Genomic DNA, 15,633 nt, shown 5'->3' with positions numbered 1-15,633 from the left:
AATGACAGTTCTTCCCCAACAGATAACAAAAAAGTATTTGTTTCCAGAGATTTCAAAGCATGTCAAAAATATCATTAATTGTATTTTTTCTTTCGCTACTGCTATTGAGTGCCTGCGGATCGGACAAAGGAAAAGCCCGAGCCGCCGATAACTTCCCCCCGGGCTCCAATGTGACAGACAGTGATGGAGATGGCGTTCGCAATTCCGACGATAACTGCCCCAGCATCAGTAATCCCTCCCAAGATGACCTCGACAGCGACGGTAGCGGTGATGCCTGTGACAACGATGATGACAATGATAATCACCTGGACTTAGAAGATAACTGCCCACAAATCGCCAATATCGATCAGGCAGATAGTGACGGCGATAAAGTTGGCAATGCCTGCGATGAAGATCTCGATGGTGATGAAGTAGTCAACGATTCGGATAACTGTCCTGCAAACGCCAACCATGAACAGAGTGACATGGATGGCGATGGTGTCGGTGACAGCTGCGATAACGACCTCGATGGCGATGACTTCACCAATAGCCTCGATAACTGCCCTACCGTCTCCAACCCAGACCAAACCGATCTAGACAATGACGGCATTGGCGATCTATGTGATAGCGACAGTGATACCGACAATGATGGCCTGGATGATGGTGTAGACAACTGCCCGCAAGTGCCCAACGAAGATCAAGTGGATACCGACAACGACGGCACGGGCAACGCCTGCGATAACGACGATGACGGTGATAGCATCGAAGATATCAGTGACAACTGTCCTGGCAAACCAAACCCAGCACAAGAGGATCAGGACAACGATGGATTAGGCAATGTCTGCGATCCGGACCTCGATAACGACGGCATTGATAATGAAGCTGATAATTGTCCTTCTATCGCCAATACCGACCAAAGTGATATCGACTCCGATGGAAAGGGCGATCTATGCGATAGCGATGATGATGCGGATGGCATTGAAGACCATGCCGATAATTGTCCCGTCGATGCCAATGCAGATCAAACCGACACCGATAGAGATGGCAGAGGCGACCTATGTGACTCCGACCGGGATGGCGATGGGGTAGACAACGATGCAGACAATTGCCCCCTCGTGGCCAATGAGGACCAGGTAGATACCGACGGTGACAGCTTCGGCGATGCCTGTGATAACAACTCTGATATCGACGGGGATTTAATTACTGACTATGTCGACAACTGTGTAAGCATTGCCAATACCAGCCAATTCGACCGAGACGGAGACGGTATTGGTGACGCCTGTGACAGCGATAAGGATGGTGACGGCAGTGCCAACACAGAAGATAACTGCCCTGCCATTCCCAATCGAGACCAAGCCAATAACGATAGTGACCAGATCGGCGATATCTGTGACAGCGACGATGATAACGACGGTATCATCGACCTGATCGATAACTGTCGCTTCGACCCCAATGCCCATCAAAAGGATAGCGACGCAGACTACCTCGGTGACGCCTGCGACCCCGATCTGGATAACGATGGCATCATAAATAGCAGTGACAATTGTCCCCATAACCCCAACACACTCCAGGAGGATCATGATGGGGACGGCGTCGGGGATGCCTGCGATACCAATACCGATGCAGATAACGATAGCTTCGACGATGGTGTGGACAATTGCCCCGCAGTAGCGAACCCGAATCAATCAGACCAGGACAACGATGGCCTGGGAGACATTTGTGACAATGACCGGGATGGCGATGGTACGACGAATGAACAAGATAACTGTCCCTTCGTTCCCAATGATCAAAGCGATAGTGACGGCGACGGAAGTGGTGATCATTGTGACAACGATGTCGATGGAGATAGTATCGAGGACACCTTAGACAACTGCCCGAATGTGCCAAACCCAGAGCAGGAAGACGGGGATGAAGATGGCAACGGCGACGCCTGCGATAGTGATATCGATAATGACACCCTGGATGACAGCGCAGATAACTGCCCAGCTATTTCCAATCCAACGCAAACGGATAGTGATGGAGACGGACAGGGCGACGCCTGCGACCCCGACGTAGATAACGATGGTGTGGAAAACACCTCAGATAACTGCCCTCAAACCTGGAACCCGAATGGAGAAGACTCGGATCAGGACGGCATTGGTGACGCCTGTGACTACGATACTGTCCTTTCATGCACTTCCTTCGAGGGGCTTGAAATAATGGATGGCGCTAGCACAGAGCTGGAACATGGTATCAATGCTCCCTGCGATGGCTGCTCAGTAGTTTCATTGGCCAAAGTAGGCAATGGAATACTCTCCGATGCCGCCAGAATGGAAGTTGCGAGTGGCGCTGGAGGCAGCACTTATATCCAGGTCAACCACAGTAACGTGAAAAGTGGTCGCTACCTGCTTAGCTTCCTGGTGGAAAATACGAGCTCAGTACTGGATCTTATCTACCTCAACAGCATTACCATCAGTACCTATCTGGACGGAACTGCTACAGGTGAAAGCATCAGCGGTTATAGGTTGGCTCCATTTAAGGTCAATGGTGCCCAGAATCACCGCCTGTTACTGGCAAATACTCAGGCAGACTTTAACCAGGTACGCCTGACGCTTGGCGGATTGGAGCTCACCAATAACAAGCTGGATATCTATCTCGCCTGTGCGGTTCCTTTAAGCCTGCCGTAGTAAAGCCCTTATAAAAACAATAAAGCCCCGAGTTCCGGGGCTTTATGTTTAAAAAGGTTTATTGAAACGATATTTGACCGCGCATATAGTCAACGGCTTGGCCGATAAGAATAACCTCATCACCTACAACCTCACAGGTGAGCACTCCGCGCCTCTTTGATAGCTGCATTGCATTGAGATGTGACTTACCCAAAACCTGACTCCAATAGGGTGCCAACTCGCAATGTGCAGATCCTGTTACGGGGTCTTCATTGACTCGCAGCTTGGGAAAAAAACAGCGACTGACAAAATCACAGTGATCTCCCGGTGCGGTAATCACCACCCCCCTCAAATCGAGCTCAGCTAGCAACATGAAATTAGGCTTAACGCTCTTTAGTTGAGTCTCGCTATCCAATACCACGATATAGTCAAAGGCAGCCAAAGTTTTCACAGGAACCACACTTAAAGCCTCAGCCAAACCTGAGGGACATTCCGTTGGGGCAGGGATACTGATAGGAAATCGCATTTTATAGCCGCCTTCGCAGAGCCCCACTTTTAACAAGCCACTGCGAGTTTCGAAGTTGATAACAGGCTTTGCGTACGATAAATGTTTAAACAAAACATGGGCTGCTGCCAGGGTGGCATGACCACAGAGATCCACCTCAGCTTCAGGTGTAAACCATCGCAGCCTATAACCCTCTCCCTCTGGAACAAAAAAAGCCGTTTCAGATAAGTTATTTTCTTCAGCAATATTCTGCATCTGTATATCTGTGAGCCACTCATCAAGTGGACAAACCGCGGCCGGATTACCAGAAAACATACTGGATGCAAAGGCATCTACCTGATAAATATTAATTTCCATGTTCTTCTAAACTTCCCACTTATAAAATAACAACTAGATTATTACTAGTAGCGCCTCTATTACAGGCAATATATACAACGCAGCACAAAATAAACAAATATAAAAAAGGGACAACTTAGTGCCCCTTTAAGTAGAAACCTGGCTTTAAATATTAAATTACATTTTCACCTTATCCATACCGCATACTCCAGAACTCTATCAATCCAAAGGGCAAACACTTGCCAGGGAGGTAGTAAAAGCCCGCTTCATAAACTCAAACTGCGCATTGGTTTCCATATGTGCACTCAAGGAATTCCTGGCCGAGAGAAAGCGCTTTTTCTCAAGCTCCGTCATGCCGTCATGATAGAGGTATAATTTTTCAATCGGCTTCATGGCCGACTTTTCACTTCTATAAAATTTATCCTTGGACATAGCAAGGTCAACCTTATCCCGTATTGATCCATCCGGCATTATCTGAACAGACACACTGGGCACATAGTTTGCAATTGGCCCCTTTAGATTTAACACCTCGGGGTTCAACTCACTAAGTTTCTTGGCGATATAGACTTTCAGTTTGTTATTTCTAACTTCCAACTTCACAAACGGCTTTATTATTTTGAATTTATCTTTATCTTCTTCAAACAACTGCACAGACGCCTCCAACATCACTAAACTCTGGGTGTTTAGAAAACGTTCATATTCCTCTAATTGACAAGACGCCTGTACATACTGACTAAAGAAGAAGGCAAGAACCAGGGCTGGTATTTTCATAGTTCTAATAATTATCCTTAATTTTTAGATATGGACCGCCCAATTCCACTGGGCAAATCTGACGTATATCACACCCTATTCTAGTCGTCTTTTTTTCTTGGATAATCTATAGGTTCACATTTGCGGATCTTCCCACATAAAATACGCAGCTTCCTTCATTTTTCAGGTTATATACGCCATTTGAGGACGACACAAAGAGGTAAAAGAACTAGTTCCTAAAGTACCCATTGAGTGAGGAAACCAGTAATGGAAGCCTCTCTCCTCTTTACCTTCGGTAGTCATCCAGAATTACCGGCGGCAAGCTTTTGGCTTCCGACATCCACTCTTCCACACTCTCTCTTGCCAGAAGCCTCATTACCCATTGATGAGCCCGGGGCCAATCGCACATTTCCGGGCTATGGGTATACAACCTGATAACCGTGGGCACCAGTACCAGATCTGCGAGGGAGAGATCACCACAAAGGTAAGGGCCACCACTATGGGCTAATTCTTGCTCCCAGCAGTGAAACAGTCGCTCCGCATCTGCCTGCTCAGACTGGGTCATCTGACGCTTATCCTGATAAAAAGCGCTTTCAAAAGAAAGTCGTGGACACAACCCTGAGAGACCCGCATGTTGCCAACTTAAGAAAGAACGTGCTCTAGCCTTGGCCAAAGGATCTGAGGGAAGTAAACTTCCGCCGCCAATATCGTTGGCATATTCCATAATGGCTAGGGAATCAAAAATAACACTCTGGTTTTCAACCAATACGGGTACTGAAACAGCGGGGGATATCTCACCAATCCGGCGAAGATTTTCAAAGCGCTGCGGCTTGCGAATATCAACAACCTGCTCTTCAAATTCAATACCCAGCTCCCTAAAAGGTAGCCATGCCCGAAAAGCCCAGCTGGAGGCATTTTTAGTACCAGTGTATAAAATACGTTCCATGTTTTTCCCTTAAAATTTTTAGATACGGTCTTTAAAACAGATAACAGGGTAATTAAATAGACTCAACTATAAATCCAAAATGATGATCAACCTACTTTAGTGTTTCTTCAATGTAAACCTCCTCATTTTTTGTGATTAATCACTTAGCTTTTTCTATCAACCGATAAAAGAGTCTCCGTAAAAGCAATATCTGATACTCAATATATGTTGCATCTAAACTTTCCCCTACTTTTTCCCTAAGAGTTTATTCCAGGTAAAAATAAAAAACCCGGCAAATGCCGGGTTTTTAAGATGAAAATTTGCTTAGCTTTACTTCAAGCCAAGAACTTCTTTACCCTGGATGAAAGTAACATCCACGGGTATATCCGCCTCTGCCAATCGATCCAGGTCAGCCTGCAACTCAGGACCGATAACCCCTTTTTCAGCGAGCAGAGTTTTGGCCTGCTCGTAGTTACCATCACCCTGAATAGTCAGGATCAGGCGCGACAGGTTGGTCATGGCCTGCTGCATTTTTTCGAAATCCACACTGTATTGACCGGTTTTCGGATCGCGGGTAAAGGCGCCCTGCTCTTTGAAGAAGTTAAAGCGCATCATATTGGCCTTACCGTGGGCACTGGCTGCACCGAAGCGCACGCTGCGGAAAATACCAGCGAGGAAGGTAACGTAGTTATCCATCAGCTCGCCCTCTTGGATCTCGCCTTTCTCATGCAAGCGGGTCACCATATAAAGGCCGAGAATATCGGCTTTGCCTTCTTCCAGAGAGGAAGAAGTCTCCTTCAACACCTGGCGTACATTTGCTCCGCCGGTCACAGTCTTCTTAATACCCAGGCCGTGCGCCACCTCGTGGAACATGGTATTGGCAAAGAAAGCGGGGAATGTGATGTGCTTGCGCTGATCTGGAGCAATCAATACATCGCTGATGGGCACCAGGATCTTGTCAAACTTGGCACGCATAGCGTTTTTCAGCTGCAGCCGACGAGTGCCTTTCGCCAGCTGAACTTCTTCATCGTTAGGCAGGTTAATGGCAATCGTCTTGGAACCCGCATTGCTGTGACCTGCGTAGAAAAGTACATCGTACGCATTCAGATCAGAATCGGTACCTGGCTCTTCGGCCTTGTACTTTTCTTCTACCGGCAAGCCTTCCTGTAATTCAGGCAACAGTGCAGCAAACTTGGCCAGCTTCTTACTCCACTCTTTATCTTTGAGGAGTACGTAAGACTCGTAAGCCGTGCGATAGGCGAACATTTGATCTTCGTAGTTTTCAATGGGGCCGATCACTACGTCGATATCATTTTCCTTCATGTCCATCCATGCCATATCGCTGGGACGGAAATTATCATTGAGCAGCGCGTCGGCACGCATGCCCAGATAGTTGGCGAATTCTTTACTTTCCGCCAGCGCGGCTGCCTGGCGCAGGATATCCGCTGCCTTCTTCAGGTCAGCATTGTAGGCTTTGCTGTAGGGGATCAGCTCCAGCTTACCGGCATCGTTGCGGCGCACCAGAGAGTAGAGGCCATCTTTTCCAGGTTGGTCCCAGTTCTCAAACTCTTCGCGAGTCATATCTGCCGGATAGAAGTTGGCACCCAGGGGTTTGAGACCGTAGCCAGTGATAAACGGCTTATTGTCATTGAGGCGATCCCAAGGACCGTAATTAATCTCGGCAAACTTGCGCGCGCGGTTGTCTTCGATATCAGGCAGCAGCACTTCTGCTGGGCCGTAGGACTGCAACCAGAACAGTCGATCCATAATCCGGCTGGCATCAATCAACAGGCCGATCATCTTACGCTGATTCTCGCTAAGATTACTCATATCAGCGGTAAGTTCTACCGGTACATAAATATTAAAACGCTTATCAGCGTTTTCTATGGCTTGGCCTGCGGGCGGTGTGACCGTCTCAGATTCTACAATCTGTGCCTCCGCTTCATCTTTACGGATTTCCTCGGCCTGTTTGTCTTTGCTACAGCCGCCCACCAGCGCCATGGCCAGCAGTGCGGCAGCGATCTTGGTAGTGTGAAAGGGAATGGTCATATCGCTCTGCCTATCATTTTTTTGTTTCGGCGCCACATTAGTCTGGCTAAACACAATTATCAAGACAGGCTTTTATGGCTCCGCCACCTGAGAAGCCACAGGAGTTTCCTCTCCTATTCCAGCCGTACGCTCCTGCTGCTGCATGCGCCACAGGGTCGCATAGTGCCCGCCTTCCTCCAGAAGCTGGCTGTGGGAACCCTGCTCAACGATCTGGCCTTGATCCATGACCAAAATCTTATCGGCATCCACAATTGTCGAAAGACGGTGGGCGATCACCAGTGTGGTCTGTTCGCGGGCAATTTCTTTCAGAGAGGCGACAATACTGCGTTCCGAACGACTGTCCAGAGAGGAGGTGGCTTCATCAAAAATCATAATCGGTGGTTTTTTGAGCAGCGCCCGCGCTATGGCAACCCGCTGTTTTTCACCACCGGATAGCTTAAGGCCGCGCTCACCAACCAGAGTATCCACCCCCTGGGGCAGCTGGCGGACAAAATCCGACAGGTGAGCATGATGAATTGCAGCCATCACTTCCTCATCAGTGGCATCCACCCGCCCATAACGCACATTTTCTTTGATTGATTGGTTGAATAACACCGCATCCTGGGGCACCACACCAATAGCGCGACGCAAGGATTCCTGACTGACCGTACGAATATCCTGGCCATCAATGCGAATCGACCCATCACTTACATCATAAAAGCGGAACAACAACTTAAACAGGGTCGACTTACCGGCCCCGCTGGCTCCCACAATCGCCACTTTCTGGCGTGGCAGCACGGAGAAGCTAACTTGGCGTAGAATTTCACGATTGTCTTTGTAGCCAAAGCGCACTGCATCAAATTCAATTCGCCCTTCCTGCACTTGCAAATCTGAGGCCTCGGACTGATCGGCCACCGCTGGCTTAACCCTGAGCAAAGAGAACATCTTTTCAATATTGGCCAGGGCACCTTTCATTTCCCGATAGACAAAACCGAGAAAATTCAGCGGGATAAAAATTTGCATCATAAAGGCGTTAACCAGGACAAAATCTCCGATGGTCATCTGCCCTTTGGTCACGCCTACCGCCGCCAAAACCATCGCTGCGCACATGGCAGAGGCAATAATCAGTGCCTGGCCAGTGTTCAGGCTAAATAGCGATAGGCGGTTTTTACGCCGGGCCCGCTCCCATACCGCCAGCTCACGATCGTAGTGATTCGCTTCATGCCGCTCATTGGCAAAATATTTCACCGTCTCATAGTTGAGCAAGCTGTCTACCGAACGACTGCTGGCCTGGGATTCGGCTTCATTCAGGGCGCGTACAAAACGGGTGCGCCACTCTGTGGCCACGACAGAGAAGCCGATATAAACAATAACGGCGACCAGCACTACCAGAGCAAACACGCCGCTGTAATTCCACCAGAGCAAGCCCGCTACCATGGCGATCTCAAGCAGAGTGGGTACGATATTGAACACCATAAAGCGCATCAAAAAGCCGATGCCGCTATTGCCCCTTTCAATATCCCGAGAGAGCCCCCCGGTACGCCGATCCAAGTGAAAGTCCATATCCAACTTGTGTAGGTGCCGAAATACCTCCAGGCCAACTCGACGCTGAGCCCGTTCCGTCACCCGGCCAAAGATGGTATCCCGCAACTCACCAAACAGAGTGCTGGAGAATCGCACCGCACCATAAGCCAATAACAGCCCCAGTGGCAGAGCTATGGCTTGGGCAACACCACCGGTTTTATCCAGATTGTCGACGATATGCTTGAGGATAAAGGGTAAAGTGACCCCCGCAATTTTTGCCCCAATCAGGCACAAAATTGCCAGGGCGACAGCCCGGCGAAACTCCAATAAGTAGGGGAACAGGGTTTTCAGCGCACCCCAGTGCACCTCGTCCAGAGAAACAGTGGACTTGGGTCTCGGCATAATCAGTTCCGGAAGGAAAAATAGCCGCCTATTATAAATAGACTTAAAGGGTTATATAGACGCTCAATCGCAGAAACCGATTGGATGCAGCACCCCTAAACCAAAAGTTGAGCAGCAAATCTCAAACCTTGGCTACCAAGCCTCCATCCACATTAATCGTTTCTGCCGTGATAAAGCGAGAGTCATCTGACGCCAAAAACACAGCAGCATTAGCAACATCGAGCGGGTATCCCGGCCCCTTCAGCATCTGCGCGGGCTCTAAGAAGTTAGTAAAGACATGCTTGCCCTCTGGAGAGGTAACCGCCTCGGTCAGTATCTGCCCAGGCCGCAAGCAATTGGCTCTGATATTGTGACGTGCCCCAATTCCGGCAATATAACGAGTAAAGGCTTCCACCCCTGCTTTCGAGGCATAGTAAGAAGCTGATGGCAGGAAACTAACCTGCTCCAATTGCGTATCGGTTGGCGCACTCTGCGCAGCAAGCGAAGACACATTAATAATGGCACCACCCCCTGCGCCAATCAGGTAGGGCCAAACCGCTTTACACATCAGAAAACAGCCAGTCAAGTTGACTTTAAAAACCTCCTCCCACTCCTGTAAGCTCTCGTAGGGAAACATATTCGGCGCACCCGTCCCTGCACCGTAAAACAGGATATTTATTGCCCCGTAGCAACTGATTGTCTCCATCACTGCTTGACTGACTAACTTGTTATCGGTGACATCGCAGGGGATATAAGTAGCTTCTCCGCCGGAAGAACGAATGGACTGCTCGACCTTTCGCCCCTCCAAAGCGCGGCGCGCCAAAATAGCCACCTTGGCGCCCTCCTCCGCAAAGCGATGAGTAGTCCCATCACCGATACCTTCATTACCGCCAACAACAATGGCGACTTTGTTGCTTAGTTTTCCCATAGTCGGCACTGCCAAAGTCGATAATTACTGTATTGATGAAGAGAGTACTTATAGTTAAGGAGTCTCTGGAAAATTCCTTAATACTATTGTGGCCCCCTAAAGCTGTAGAGGTTAGACAAAACTCCTGGCCAATGGCCTTTACAAGAGCTGAAACCCAGCAGTTGTAACCTTCAACATCAGCCTTCTAGCTTTCAAAGCAGCCTAAAGAATTATGAAGAAATTCCTTAATTTTAGGTTAGTTATATAAAAGCCTAGTATCACCGTGCGATATGCCAACCAACAAATCGACCAAAGAATATTTTCATGCCTCCATAAAGAGCATATGAAAGACATGCAAATATACGACCGCAAGAAAACTAAGCCTCGTTAAAAGTGTGATTTCAGGAAAATAGATTAGATGCCATCGACAGAAATCAAAAGAGAAAGCTCAATGCAAAAATTAAAGGAAAAGCCTTACCGCAACTCCGCTGATTTACAACTAGCGCTGATACGTATTTATATTGGGCTTAACTTTACTCACCATTTTGCTGAAAAGTTCGGACTTCTAGGCGCCAAGACTTACGAAGAAGTCGTTCAATATTTCACAGCTATAGGTTTTTCCAGCATCATGGTGGTTATATCTGGGCTTTGCGCATTTGCCGCATTTATTGGTTTCACTTTTGGCCTATTCACTCGTTTCGCAGCAATAGGAACGTCACTTTACTTGCTCATCGCCTTGTTTTCAGGGCGTCACTATCTCGCCGGCTTCTCCTGGGCTGACCATACTAGCGGCATTGTTATTAATGGTGTAGAGCAAACCGTTTATGGTGGATGGGAATACCCCTTATTTTGGTCATTTATCTGCCTATCGTTCGTGTTAACGGGTGGTAGAAAGTGGTCCTTAGATGCACATTTAAGAAAATCCAGCTCTGCTATTATTAGATTTTTAAGCCAGTGAGTTACTGCGAAGAAAAAATTATCGGTTTGGAAAATTACAAGCGTCTAGGCGATAGGCCTCTTTAGCAATGAACAACAAACTTAAAGGGTAAATCTATGCAATATAGCCTTCACCCACTAATTGAAACCGATGCACATGAAGGCCTCGTATGGGTCGATTGGCAAAAGAGATTATATTTCACCTCCAAACCTTCAAGTGATTATCGAACTCCATCGGCCATTCGTTATTTTGATTTTAAAGACAGGTCTATACATACGGTAATTGAGCGAAGCAATATGGCTAATGGTATGTGCCTGGCAGCTGATAAAAATCACCTGCTAGTGGCTGAGCAGGGATTCCATGATAGTCCTGGATGTATTAGCCGCATAAATTTAAATAGCTTTTGCCGAGAGATTATTGTTGATAACTTTAAAGGACTACCCTTTAACTCACCTAACAAGATTGTCCAAGCAAACTCCCACTTTTTCTTTACCGACCCCGATTATGGTTACTACCAGGGGTTTAAACCACAAAGCGAATTACCCACCGGATTATACTCCTATGATGTACAAGCATCGCAATTATTTTGCCTGGGCGATGAATTTATTGTTCCTCACGGGCTTGCACTCTCCCGCAATCAAGAAACTTTGTTTCTAGTTGATAACTGCAGTATCACAAAAGAAAAGCCTTTTTACGCCCCCAACCATGAACAAATTATATTCACCCTCCAGCTCAGCTGTGGGTCAAGCAATGTTCAAACAGAAACAATCATCAAAATACCCCCACAGGGTTTTATCGATGGAATAATTATTGAAGAGAACAAACAGCTAGTATTTACCTGCTTAAATAAGTTGATGACCTGTTCAGCACAAGGAGAAAACTTGCAGTGCCTCTACGAAAGTTCTGAGAATATTAACTTTGTAAACATAGCAATGGCAGAAGGAAGGCTATACGCCACTTCAGATAATGCCATTTACTATCTTGAAACTTAATGAAAAACATGAAAACAAACCATGAAACCCAGCAAAAGTACTACCACCTTTGGACTGACAAAAGTCATATTTCCAGGACAACAGAGCACTATTTAACTGGCTTTACATTAATCCAATATTCCAACCCCAATCCAGAATATCACTACAAAGATTTGCCAGAGGTAATAAACAGTGAGTTTGCCATCTTACCTCCCAGCTGGGAAAGTGATTTTCACCCAACCCCCAGTCCACAATGGGTCATTACCTTATCCGGCCGATGGAGAACAACAACAAAAGATGGGGTTTGTGTAACCTACCAACCAGGTGATGTGCACTTTGGTGGAGATTTACCACTGGAGGGAGTGCCGTTAAATCAACAGGGTCACAAAGCGCTTAACCCATCCTCCAAAGAATCGACAAAGGTATTGATACTTTCTGTCAACACCCCTCTTTCAATTCCTGAAAGCCAGTTCTGCCCCTAAATACCATAGCTATATAGAAAGAACATATAAATTATTATGGAGGATGAGAATATTATTTATGAGAAACTGGCAATTTTCGATTTGCTGTCAAAGTTTACTCTCACTATAGATAATCACGACGCCAAGGCCTGTGCCTCGCTATTTACCGAAAATGGTCGCTTTGAAAACGGTAGTTTGATGATTAAAGGGCGGCAAAAACTTTATGAATACCTGCTTGTCCACAGCCGTTTGGGTACCCAACATATCACGTCTTCATATCTTTATGTTGTTTCTCTCGATAGGGCGACCGCCAAGGGAAAAGCAACCACAGTGGTTATTGCAGCAAATCGCACGGGTTATTGCGTGGTAATGGCGGGCCAGTATGACGATGAACTTGTGAAGGTTAATGGTGAGCGGCTATTCCTGCGCCGAAGTGCCATCGCTTCTGGTTTACCGGAAGATCCAGAATTTTCATTACTCAATGCAGATCATCAAACTGCACATGTAATAAAACCCTTATTAGATGCATGGCAGCAACTGGGCGAACCCATCAGGCATTGATGGCACCAATTGTCGAAGCCCCTATGACAGTTACACGAGCACTAGCCATACTGCAAGAATATGGAAAATCAACAAGAAAACAATGATTCAGCACCTGACCAAAACATAAATAAGATTTGCTGTATTCTATGTTTGCCCTGTGGAGAGATAATCACTTCAATCAGTATCTATCCAGGCTTAACGCAATTGGCTCTGATATTGTAATCTGCCTAAATTCAGTGAATATAATAAATAAAGCCTCCCACTCCAGCCTCAGAGGTCTAATCATTGACTAGAAATAGGGCTTCAATTGCGCATCCGTCAGTACACTTAGTGCAGCGAGTAGAAACACATTGATGACCTGCCCCCACTCACTACGCTAAGCTGCAATGTCTCGATAACGAAATAATAGAATTAATATGCTTTAGCCCCAGCTCTGGCTATCCATGCCTTACATGCACCGCAAGGAGGCCTTCTATCCGATTTCCCTTTGTGCTTATTGGGCTGACGAGCCGCAAAAATACTATTTTTGATAGATTGACTGTTTTCTCCTGATTTACGCCGCTGACTGAATGCCCTTCTCAGGCAGTCTACCTCAGCACAGGTTCGACCAAAGATATATCGGTCTACATCCAATTCTGCCGGAATAGTGTTCCAAATCGTATTCGGGATATATCCTCGACTGGTTCCATTCCCTGTTGATCCTTCAAACCACTGTTCTAATACACTGTCGTACATAACTGCTACCATACTCGGTGTGTTCGAACCATTTCCGCCACGGTCCCTGGCTAGTGTTCTAACTTTATTGACGGCCTGATTTCCCAAATTTTGGGCAGAACCAGCCTTAGGTACCGTCTGAATATATTTAACATATTTTTGGCAGTGCAACATTGGCCGGCGCTTAGGGGCTATCCCCTTATAGATAGGACCAAACTGACTGATAACATTATGGGCATGGTAATAGGCATGTTCCATCACCGGAGGAGGCAACGGAGAACCGTTTTCAACCACAAAAATACCACACTTATTACACTGAAACTTATGATGATATTCTGGCATCTTGTATATCCTTTACGTTAACCCAATTTAATTAAAAAATTAAAAACTGCTCTTTTTATTTCTCAAAGAAATCTACACACCCTTTAATTGAAAAGGCACCGTTTAGTCGAGGGTGGATCTGTTTTTGTTACATTAAATATCTATAAAATAACTATCATTAAAACTGGCCAAAAATTCTTGGCCAGCGAGCGTTGGCGATACTGCTAGTTAGCAGCGAAAATCAGAAGTATTTATACTGTTACCTTCAGCTTGGTTCTATAGCTTCAAAGTCATCCTCGCACAGGCGCATGGTTCCATCCTCTTGCAGGACCCATAGTTCCCGAGTGATAACTCCTTGCGCATTGTTCATCTTCCACTTACTGGTAAGAACTGTTGAGGAACCATCAACTACCTCAATCTCGGTATCCTGATAAGCCACATCAGAGAATCCCTGAGCCACTAGGTTTTGCCAGAAAGCTTTTATCTGCTCCCGACCTAGAAATACACCAAACGGCCTGGCATTTATTTGAGCATTCTGTTCATACATTGAAGCGCAGCCCTCAGCATTCCCTTGATTAAAAAACGACTTCCACTGTTCGCTGGCCACAATAGTTTTCTCAATAAGTACTTTGTTCATATCCAACTCCTCTTGATAAAGGCTTGATCTTTAACTTCCATAAGCATATTGCCCTAACGCACCGCCTGTGATAAATACACATTCAATCAAATTAGTGTTTAGTGAAATTAAACTATGAAACCCAGTCTAGAGGACATGCAGATATTTTTAGCCGTAGTTGAGGCCCGCAGCTTTACTGCCGCAGCAGACAAGCTGGTACGTACCAAGTCGGCAATTAGCCAGGCAGTGACTAGATTGGAAGAAGATCTCGGTACAAGGTTGCTTTACCGGAGCACCCGCTCGCTTTCATTGACGGAGACAGGAACCCAATTCTACGCTCACTGTCGCGAGATCCGGGATATCTACAACAACGCCCTGGCCGATTTAAAAAGTAATAACAAGGAACTCTCGGGCACACTAACAATCACAGCTCCCCACGCGCTCTGCGAGCCGGTTATAGTCCCTGCAATTAGACAGCTTAACGAGCAGCATCCACAGCTGGGGGTTCGATTACTGGCGGATGATGCCCCAATGAATTTGATTGATTCCCAAGTAGACCTGGCAATTCGTGTAGGCAGCCTGGATATGCAATCCGCCAAAGTGTCAAAGCTGGGAATACTCCGGGAAAGCCTCTATGCGAGTAGAGGATATATAGAGCAACAGGGAGGAATACCTGACGATCTTACCGAATTACGCAACTGGCAACATATCATCAATGATTGGCAAGGCACCCCGGTGAAATATCAGCTGGGTAGTAAAAAAGAGATTCGAGTTATTCCCAAGATACGCTGCAACTCACTACATAACATTTTACAAATGACAACAATGAGTTTAGGGGTTGCAAGACTACCAGACATTGTTGCAGAAAAATTGGTTAGAGAAGATTCCTTAAGGCATCTAGTCACAATAGCTTCAACTCCCGTTCACTATATGCACCTTTTTTCTAAAAGGCCTCCGCCAAAGGTTCAACATTTCGTCAAGATTTTGAGAAGATTAATATCATCTTAACACTAGCCTCCGAGTTATCTTCGACTGAGGGGCTATTGAACACAGGTAGGACCTTAGCCTTAGTATCCGATAAAATTCATTA

Annotated in this window: 14 protein-coding genes; 6 read left to right on the top strand and 8 right to left on the bottom strand. The window is 46.5% G+C overall.

Annotated features, from left to right (window positions below; translation table 11 throughout):
• Nucleotides 1–59: 59 nt before the first annotated feature.
• Nucleotides 60–2,645 carry a thrombospondin type 3 repeat-containing protein gene (locus ACJJIB_RS07285; protein WP_444888379.1) on the top strand — a complete coding sequence of 862 codons (2,586 nt, stop codon included), beginning with the start codon at nucleotides 60–62 and terminating at the stop codon, nucleotides 2,643–2,645.
• Between the two features lie 58 nt (nucleotides 2,646–2,703).
• Here the strand turns inward: ACJJIB_RS07285 and ACJJIB_RS07280 are convergent, their stop codons facing one another.
• The 6 genes from ACJJIB_RS07280 to ACJJIB_RS07255 all read right to left on the bottom strand — a co-directional run bounded on the left by ACJJIB_RS07280 (nucleotide 2,704) and on the right by ACJJIB_RS07255 (nucleotide 10,001).
• The gene (locus tag ACJJIB_RS07280) at nucleotides 2,704–3,486 is read right to left on the bottom strand and encodes a PhzF family protein (RefSeq protein ID WP_444888378.1); all 783 of its coding nucleotides are present in this window, start codon (nucleotides 3,484–3,486) and stop codon (nucleotides 2,704–2,706) included.
• Between the two features lie 198 nt (nucleotides 3,487–3,684).
• Nucleotides 3,685–4,236 (bottom strand): hypothetical protein, encoded by a 552-nt coding sequence (locus tag ACJJIB_RS07275; protein ID WP_444888377.1) that lies wholly within the window; start codon nucleotides 4,234–4,236, stop codon nucleotides 3,685–3,687.
• 265 nt (nucleotides 4,237–4,501) lie between these two features.
• Entirely contained in the window at nucleotides 4,502–5,161 is a 660-nt protein-coding gene (locus ACJJIB_RS07270) for a glutathione S-transferase family protein (protein ID WP_444888376.1), read from the bottom strand.
• Nucleotides 5,162–5,470: 309 nt separating this feature from the next.
• Nucleotides 5,471–7,189, bottom strand: coding sequence for a DUF8614 domain-containing protein (locus ACJJIB_RS07265; protein ID WP_444888375.1), 1,719 nt, complete (start codon nucleotides 7,187–7,189; stop codon nucleotides 5,471–5,473).
• A gap of 72 nt (nucleotides 7,190–7,261) precedes the next feature.
• Nucleotides 7,262–9,094, bottom strand: coding sequence for an ABCB family ABC transporter ATP-binding protein/permease (locus ACJJIB_RS07260; RefSeq protein WP_444888374.1), 1,833 nt, complete (start codon nucleotides 9,092–9,094; stop codon nucleotides 7,262–7,264).
• Nucleotides 9,095–9,215: 121 nt separating this feature from the next.
• Nucleotides 9,216–10,001 (bottom strand): SDR family NAD(P)-dependent oxidoreductase, encoded by a 786-nt coding sequence (locus ACJJIB_RS07255; RefSeq protein WP_444888373.1) that lies wholly within the window; start codon nucleotides 9,999–10,001, stop codon nucleotides 9,216–9,218.
• Nucleotides 10,002–10,398: 397 nt separating this feature from the next.
• On the opposite strand from ACJJIB_RS07255, the gene ACJJIB_RS07250 reads away from it, so the two are divergent.
• The 4 genes from ACJJIB_RS07250 (at nucleotide 10,399) to ACJJIB_RS07235 (ending at nucleotide 12,910) form a co-directional block, all read left to right on the top strand.
• Nucleotides 10,399–10,938, top strand: coding sequence for a DoxX family protein (locus ACJJIB_RS07250; RefSeq protein ID WP_444888372.1), 540 nt, complete (start codon nucleotides 10,399–10,401; stop codon nucleotides 10,936–10,938).
• A 95-nt stretch (nucleotides 10,939–11,033) separates the two neighbouring features.
• Complete coding sequence (locus ACJJIB_RS07245; protein WP_444888371.1) at nucleotides 11,034–11,909, top strand: SMP-30/gluconolactonase/LRE family protein; 876 nt, start codon at nucleotides 11,034–11,036, stop codon at nucleotides 11,907–11,909.
• Nucleotides 11,909–12,370 carry a cupin domain-containing protein gene (locus ACJJIB_RS07240; RefSeq protein ID WP_444888370.1) on the top strand — a complete coding sequence of 154 codons (462 nt, stop codon included), beginning with the start codon at nucleotides 11,909–11,911 and terminating at the stop codon, nucleotides 12,368–12,370. Before ACJJIB_RS07245 ends, ACJJIB_RS07240 begins: the two co-directional genes overlap by 1 nt.
• Before the next feature lie 36 nt (nucleotides 12,371–12,406).
• Entirely contained in the window at nucleotides 12,407–12,910 is a 504-nt protein-coding gene (locus ACJJIB_RS07235) for a nuclear transport factor 2 family protein (RefSeq protein ID WP_444888369.1), read from the top strand.
• Nucleotides 12,911–13,303: 393 nt separating this feature from the next.
• Here ACJJIB_RS07235 and ACJJIB_RS07230 read toward each other — a convergent pair whose 3' ends face one another.
• Together ACJJIB_RS07230 and ACJJIB_RS07225 are read right to left on the bottom strand one after the other, a co-directional pair.
• A complete protein-coding gene (locus ACJJIB_RS07230; protein WP_252085059.1) occupies nucleotides 13,304–13,948 on the bottom strand; it encodes a hypothetical protein in 645 nt (214 codons plus the stop codon).
• A 244-nt stretch (nucleotides 13,949–14,192) separates the two neighbouring features.
• A complete protein-coding gene (locus tag ACJJIB_RS07225) occupies nucleotides 14,193–14,564 on the bottom strand; it encodes a nuclear transport factor 2 family protein (protein ID WP_444888368.1) in 372 nt (123 codons plus the stop codon).
• A 114-nt stretch (nucleotides 14,565–14,678) separates the two neighbouring features.
• On the opposite strand from ACJJIB_RS07225, the gene ACJJIB_RS07220 reads away from it, so the two are divergent.
• Entirely contained in the window at nucleotides 14,679–15,551 is an 873-nt protein-coding gene (locus ACJJIB_RS07220; protein ID WP_444888367.1) for a LysR family transcriptional regulator, read from the top strand.
• Nucleotides 15,552–15,633: the final 82 nt, after the last annotated feature.

Source organism: Microbulbifer mixtoriginis (SeqCode) (genome assembly GCF_052467705.1).
Note: the sequence above shows the minus strand (reverse complement) of the source record. Positions and strands in the feature narration are given on the sequence as shown.

Coding starts and splice junctions, on each gene's coding strand:
- ACJJIB_RS07285 (WP_444888379.1), top strand. CDS start 60: ATGTCAAAAATATCATTAATTGTATTTTTTCTTTCGCTACTGCTATTG.
- ACJJIB_RS07280 (WP_444888378.1), bottom strand. CDS start 3,486: ATGGAAATTAATATTTATCAGGTAGATGCCTTTGCATCCAGTATGTTT.
- ACJJIB_RS07275 (WP_444888377.1), bottom strand. CDS start 4,236: ATGAAAATACCAGCCCTGGTTCTTGCCTTCTTCTTTAGTCAGTATGTA.
- ACJJIB_RS07270 (WP_444888376.1), bottom strand. CDS start 5,161: ATGGAACGTATTTTATACACTGGTACTAAAAATGCCTCCAGCTGGGCT.
- ACJJIB_RS07265 (WP_444888375.1), bottom strand. CDS start 7,189: ATGACCATTCCCTTTCACACTACCAAGATCGCTGCCGCACTGCTGGCC.
- ACJJIB_RS07260 (WP_444888374.1), bottom strand. CDS start 9,094: ATGCCGAGACCCAAGTCCACTGTTTCTCTGGACGAGGTGCACTGGGGT.
- ACJJIB_RS07255 (WP_444888373.1), bottom strand. CDS start 10,001: ATGGGAAAACTAAGCAACAAAGTCGCCATTGTTGTTGGCGGTAATGAA.
- ACJJIB_RS07250 (WP_444888372.1), top strand. CDS start 10,399: ATGCCATCGACAGAAATCAAAAGAGAAAGCTCAATGCAAAAATTAAAG.
- ACJJIB_RS07245 (WP_444888371.1), top strand. CDS start 11,034: ATGCAATATAGCCTTCACCCACTAATTGAAACCGATGCACATGAAGGC.
- ACJJIB_RS07240 (WP_444888370.1), top strand. CDS start 11,909: ATGAAAAACATGAAAACAAACCATGAAACCCAGCAAAAGTACTACCAC.
- ACJJIB_RS07235 (WP_444888369.1), top strand. CDS start 12,407: ATGGAGGATGAGAATATTATTTATGAGAAACTGGCAATTTTCGATTTG.
- ACJJIB_RS07230 (WP_252085059.1), bottom strand. CDS start 13,948: ATGCCAGAATATCATCATAAGTTTCAGTGTAATAAGTGTGGTATTTTT.
- ACJJIB_RS07225 (WP_444888368.1), bottom strand. CDS start 14,564: ATGAACAAAGTACTTATTGAGAAAACTATTGTGGCCAGCGAACAGTGG.
- ACJJIB_RS07220 (WP_444888367.1), top strand. CDS start 14,679: ATGAAACCCAGTCTAGAGGACATGCAGATATTTTTAGCCGTAGTTGAG.